Source organism: Micrococcus sp. ACRRV, from assembly GCF_022346985.1.
Taxonomy (GTDB): domain Bacteria; phylum Actinomycetota; class Actinomycetes; order Actinomycetales; family Micrococcaceae; genus Micrococcus; species Micrococcus porci.
In genome coordinates, this window is sequence record NZ_JAKRNH010000139.1 from 1 (window position 1) to 5,060 (window position 5,060).

Annotated in this window: 6 protein-coding genes; 3 read left to right on the top strand and 3 right to left on the bottom strand. The window is 74.8% G+C overall.

Annotated elements, in window-relative coordinates; translation table 11 throughout:
• On the bottom strand, window positions 1–442 hold a 442-nt coding region (locus MHY29_RS11140; protein WP_239241257.1), incomplete at its 3' end, for a hypothetical protein.
• A gap of 126 nt (window positions 443–568) precedes the next feature.
• Window positions 569–1,690, bottom strand: a complete 1,122-nt coding sequence (locus MHY29_RS11145; protein WP_224355954.1) for a hypothetical protein — start codon at window positions 1,688–1,690, stop codon at window positions 569–571.
• A 171-nt stretch (window positions 1,691–1,861) separates the two neighbouring features.
• On the opposite strand from MHY29_RS11145, the gene MHY29_RS11150 reads away from it, so the two are divergent.
• Window positions 1,862–2,392 (top strand): peptidylprolyl isomerase, encoded by a 531-nt coding sequence (locus tag MHY29_RS11150; protein ID WP_370643526.1) that lies wholly within the window; start codon window positions 1,862–1,864, stop codon window positions 2,390–2,392.
• A gap of 7 nt (window positions 2,393–2,399) precedes the next feature.
• Window positions 2,400–3,377, top strand: a complete 978-nt coding sequence (locus MHY29_RS11155; protein ID WP_239241259.1) for a rhomboid family intramembrane serine protease — start codon at window positions 2,400–2,402, stop codon at window positions 3,375–3,377.
• A 154-nt stretch (window positions 3,378–3,531) separates the two neighbouring features.
• Here MHY29_RS11155 and MHY29_RS11160 read toward each other — a convergent pair whose 3' ends face one another.
• A complete protein-coding gene (locus MHY29_RS11160) occupies window positions 3,532–3,846 on the bottom strand; it encodes a cell division protein CrgA (RefSeq protein ID WP_239241261.1) in 315 nt (104 codons plus the stop codon).
• 165 nt (window positions 3,847–4,011) lie between these two features.
• On the opposite strand from MHY29_RS11160, the gene MHY29_RS11165 reads away from it, so the two are divergent.
• Window positions 4,012–4,647: a gamma-glutamyl-gamma-aminobutyrate hydrolase family protein gene (locus MHY29_RS11165; RefSeq protein ID WP_239241263.1), complete on the top strand. Its 636-nt coding sequence runs from the start codon at window positions 4,012–4,014 to the stop codon at window positions 4,645–4,647.
• The last annotated feature ends 413 nt before the right edge of the window (window positions 4,648–5,060 follow it).

Genomic DNA, 5,060 nt, shown 5'->3' on the forward strand with positions numbered 1-5,060 from the left:
GCCCCCAGCCCCCGAAGACCCCCACGATCAGCAGCGCCAGCAGCACCACGAGCATCAGGGCCCAGCCCACGGCCGCCGCGGCCGCCGCCAGCAGCGGCAGGGAGCCGTAGGGAGCGGCGGCGTCTGCGACCGCGAACAGCTCCGCCATCACCGCGCCGGCGGTGATCACGAGCGCCGCGCCGCACGCGACGGCGGCCGCCAGGTGGCGGAGCAGCCAGACCCACCAGCGCCCCCGCTGGCCCGGCGCTCGGCCGTCCTCCCACAGCGTGCGGTCTCCGGCCGGGACGTCCCCGTCCGCGGGCGCGCGGGACGGCCCCCAGCCGCCCGGCGGCCGCTCCGAGGCCGGCCGGCCCTCCACCCAGGACAGCGGTCCGCCCCCGTCCGTCCGAGCGTCGTCCCTGCCGAGAGCAGGCGTGTGCGTGGTGTTCCGGATCCCCTCCATGGCCTCAGCCTAGGGGCCGGGGATCCGTCGCGGGACGGCCTGTGGACAGCACGACGCCCCGGACAGCACGACGCCCCGGTGCCGGTCCGCGGGGACCGACGCCGGGGCGTCGTCGTGGGGGAGGGGTCAGCCGACCTGCGGGCGCACGTTGACCATGCCGCCCTGGGCGGCGCGGGCCTCGGCCACGGCCTGCTCCTGCTTGGCGTAGGGGTTCACGGTGCCGTCCGCCTGCACCACCGGGATGTTGGCGGTGATGGGGCCGGGGACCGGAGCGGCCCACGGATCCTGCACGGGCTTGGTCAGCTTCCACACGGCCAGGCCGGCGCCGGCGGCGGCGGCCGCCATGCCCGCGATGATCCAGCCGGTGGCGCCGCCGCGGCGGGACTCCTGCCGGGCCTGCTTCTTCAGGCCCTTCTGGGTCTCACGGGCGCGGGACTGGACGTCCTGGCGCAGGTGCTTCACGGCATTCTTGTCCCCGGTGAGCTTGACCAGCAGCTGCTCCACGGAGGCGGGCACGGTGACGTCCCCGGCGGCCTTCTCGGCGCGGCCGGCCACACCGGCCAGGGAGGCGGCGGCCTTCGGGGCGTACTCGGCGCGGCGGTCCTGCGCGTACTGCGCGGCCTGCTCCACGCGACCCTTCACCTGCGGGGCCAGCTCCTGGCCGCGGTCCTGGGCGGCGGCGACCGCGGCGGCCAGCAGGCCCGCCACGTTCAGCCCGCCGGCGGCGGCCGCACCCTTGGCGTCCCCGGCCTTCGAGGCGAACAGGGACTGGGCCTTGTCGGCCTTCTTCGAGACGCGCTTGCCGGCCTTCTTGGCATCCTTGCGGGTCCGCTTCGCGGACTTCTTCGCGTCCTTCTGGGCCTGCTCGGCGAGGTCCTGGACCTGCTGGCCGGCCTGCTGGGCCTTGTCCTGCGCGGCTTCGAGGAGCTGCTGCAGCACGGTGCCCGCGGCGCCCAGGCCGGTGGCGACGACGGGGGCCGCCTTCTCGTAGCGGCCCTTGGCGGCGGCGTTCACGCGCTCGGCGGAGTCCTTGACGCGCGGGGCGACCTCCTCCTCGGCGAGGCGACGGCCCTCGGCGGCCGCGACCTTGCCGCCGACCTGGCCGAAGCCCGTGGTGACCTCGGCCCAGGCGCGGGCGTTCTCCAGTTGGGGGGCGGCCCAGTGGCGCAGGTTCTCGGCCTGGCGGGCGAAGAACGTGTCGGCCGAGCCGTTGTGCTCGATCTCGTTGCTCAGGGTGGTGCGTGCCATGTGTCTCCGGTCTCCTTCAGATCCGTGGACGTCAGTCTTCACGCCCCAGAGTAGTGGCGCGCGCCCGCAGTGGCACGGTGCGGGGGCCGCGGATTCGGCCGGTCGCGAAGCAGGCGGTCGGCGCGCGGCGGGGCGGGCCAGCGGCCGGGGGCGGATGGAACAATGACGCGCATGACCAACGCAACGCAGATCGCGACCATCCACACGAACCAGGGCGACATCGTCGTGGAGCTGTTCGGCAACCACGCCCCGAAGACCGTGAAGAACTTCGTGGGCCTCGCCACCGGCGAGCAGGAGTGGACCCACCCGCAGACCGGCGAGAAGAACAACGGCGCCCCGCTGTACTCCGGCACCGTGTTCCACCGCATCATCAAGGACTTCATGATCCAGGGCGGCGACCCGCTCGGCATGGGCATCGGCGGCCCCGGCTACCAGTTCGGCGACGAGATCCACCCCGAGCTGCAGTTCGACCGCCCCTACCTGCTGGCCATGGCCAACGCCGGGCCCGGCACCAACGGCTCGCAGTTCTTCATCACCTCCGTGCCCACCGGCTGGCTCAACGGCAAGCACACCATCTTCGGCGAGGTGAAGGACGAGGCCTCCCAGAAGGTCGTGGACCAGCTGAACTCCGTGGCCACCGATCCCCGCGACCGCCCGCTCGAGGACGTCGTGATCGAGTCCGTCGAGATCTCCGAGGCCTGAGCCCCGGGTGAGCACCACCCCGTCTGACCCGCACGGCCCGGACGTCGCAGAGGGCACACCCCCGGTGTGCCCGCGGCATCCGGGCCGTGCGGCGTATGTGCGCTGCGCGTCCTGCGCGGACCCCGTCTGCCTGGACTGTCAGCGGCCCGCCGCCGGCGGCCTCACGCTCTGCCCGGACTGCGCCGCCCGCCTCGCCGCGGGCGTCCCCGGGCCCGCCTCCGGCACGACGACGTCGCCCGCCCCCGCCTCGGCCGGCGCCGGCCGAGGCGGCGTGGGGGCCGCCCTGCGCGCCGCCCCCGTGACGTGGACGCTGCTGGCGGTGACCCTGCTCGTCTACGCGGGCCAGTGGCTGACGCGCGGCTCCCGCACGGGGGTCACGGAGAGCCTCTGGTACGCGGGGGCCTACACCTCGGCGATCGGCATGGAGCCGTGGCGGATGCTCACCTACGCCCTGGTCCATGACGTGTCCGGACCCACCCACGTGGCCCTGAACATGGTCGCCCTGTGGGTCATCGGCCGGGTGCTGGAGCCGGCCCTGGGCTGGTGGCGCTTCCTGGCCCTGTACCTGGTATCCGCCCTCGGCGGGGCCGTGTTCGCGCTCTGGACGGCGGATCCGCTGCAGCCCGTGGTGGGGGCGTCCGGCGCCGTGTACGGCCTCTTCGCCGCCCTGTTCGCGGTGACGCGGTTCCGGGGCGGGCAGGTCACCTCGATCGCGGTGCTGATCGGTCTGAACCTCGTGTTCAGCTTCCTGATGCCTGGGATCTCCTGGCAGGTCCACGTGGGCGGCCTGCTCACGGGCGCCGTGGCGGGTGCCCTGCTGGTCTCCGCCGGCGGCCCGCCCGGGCGGAGCGCGGCCGCGGACGGGACCGCCCGCCGCAGCTCCGCCGGGGTGCACGTGGCCGGGCTCGTGCTGCTGGCCGCGGTGCTGGCGGTCCTCACGCTCGTCGGCGCGGCCCGACTCTCCCCGGCCGCACTGCTGGGCTGAGCCGCCCGATCCCTGTCCACAGGGGCCTGTGCAGGAACGTCCCCGACGTCGTCCACACCTGTGGACAACGTCGGGGACAACTTCTGGGAGCGCGGAATCGTGCCGTGGGAGTTCTCCACAGGGTTGTCCACCGCTGTGGAGAATCACACGGGTGTCATTCGCTCCAGCGGGACATCATCAGAAAGCCGACCAGGGCGATGCCGAAGCCGATCAGGATGTTCCAGCCGCCGGCGTCGGGGATCGGGAACAGGCCCTGCGTCAGGTAGTAGACGACGATCCACAGCAGCCCCAGGATCAGCAGGCCGAACATCACGGCCTTGTACCAGCGCGGCAACGGGGCCGGCGTCGCGTCCACGTCCCCGAGGTCCGTGCTGACCGAGGCCGTCCGCCCGCGCCTCGAGCGGGCCTGCTCGAGCTCCCGCCGCTTCCGGCGGGCCGAGTCCTTGCGCTTCCCGGAGGTCGTGGCCACGGGTCGTCTCCTTCCGCCGCCCGGCGCCCGGGCGGGAGGCTGTGCAGGGGAGGCGGCGCCAGGACGGGGCCGCCGGGACAGGGGCGGGACGCCGCGCGGTAGCCTACGAGGACCGTCCGGGGCGCGCCCCGGCCAGTCTATGCACCGACCCCCACCGCCGTCTCCGTGCTGGTCGTGGACAACTACGACAGCTTCGTCTACACCCTGGTGGGCTACCTCCAGGAGCTCGGCGCCCGCACCACCGTGATCCGCAACGACGAGGTCAGCCCCGCCCGCGCGCTCGAGCTCGCCGCCCAGCACGACGCCGTGCTGATCTCCCCCGGTCCCGGCACCCCCTCCGAGGCCGGCGTCTCCCTGGACCTGATCCGCTCCGCCGCCGACGGCGGACGCCCCCTCTACGGGGTCTGCCTGGGCCAGCAGGCCATCGCCGAGGCGTTCGGGGCCACCGTCACCCACGCCGAGTCCCTCATGCACGGCAAGACCTCCGTGCTCACCCACACCGACCACCCGATGTTCGCGGGCGTCCCCGCGCGGTTCACCGCCACCCGCTACCACTCCCTGGCCGCCGTGCGCCACACCGTGGACGAGTCCGTCCTGGAGATCACCGCCCAGACCGACGACGGCGTCGTCATGGGCCTGGCCCACCGCACCGCACCCCTGTGGGGCGTGCAGTTCCACCCCGAGTCCGTGCTCACCGAGGGCGGCTACCGCATGCTCGGCAACTGGCTGGAGTCCGTGGGCCTGGTCGGCGCCGCCGAGCGCGGCGGGCGCCTCAGCCCCCTGGTGCGCGCCGCCGACTGACCCGCTACGCGGGCCGCCGAGGGAGTCCGACGGCCGGGGCGGGCCCGGTCGAGGGCGCGGCTCAGCCGGCGGGGTCGGCGGTCGGGGCCTCCGTGGGCGCCGTCGGCTCCGGGAGAGGCTCCTTGGACGGCGACGGCTGCGGGACCGGCTCCCCGGACGGCGACGGCGCAGGGGTGCCCACCGGGTCCGTGGGCGCCTCCGTGGGGGCCTCGGTGCTCGGCGTCCCGGTGCTGCCCGGCCCGTCGTCCGGGGTCGGGGCGGACTCCGTGGGCGCGGGGTCCGTGCCCGCCCCCGGAGTCGAAGAGGACTCGGGTGCGGGCGCTGGGGTCGTCGCGGGCGCCGGGGCGGGTGTGTCCACCGCGGGCGCCGCCGGCGCCCGGGGCCCCGGACGATAGTCGAGGTGGGGGGGGGTG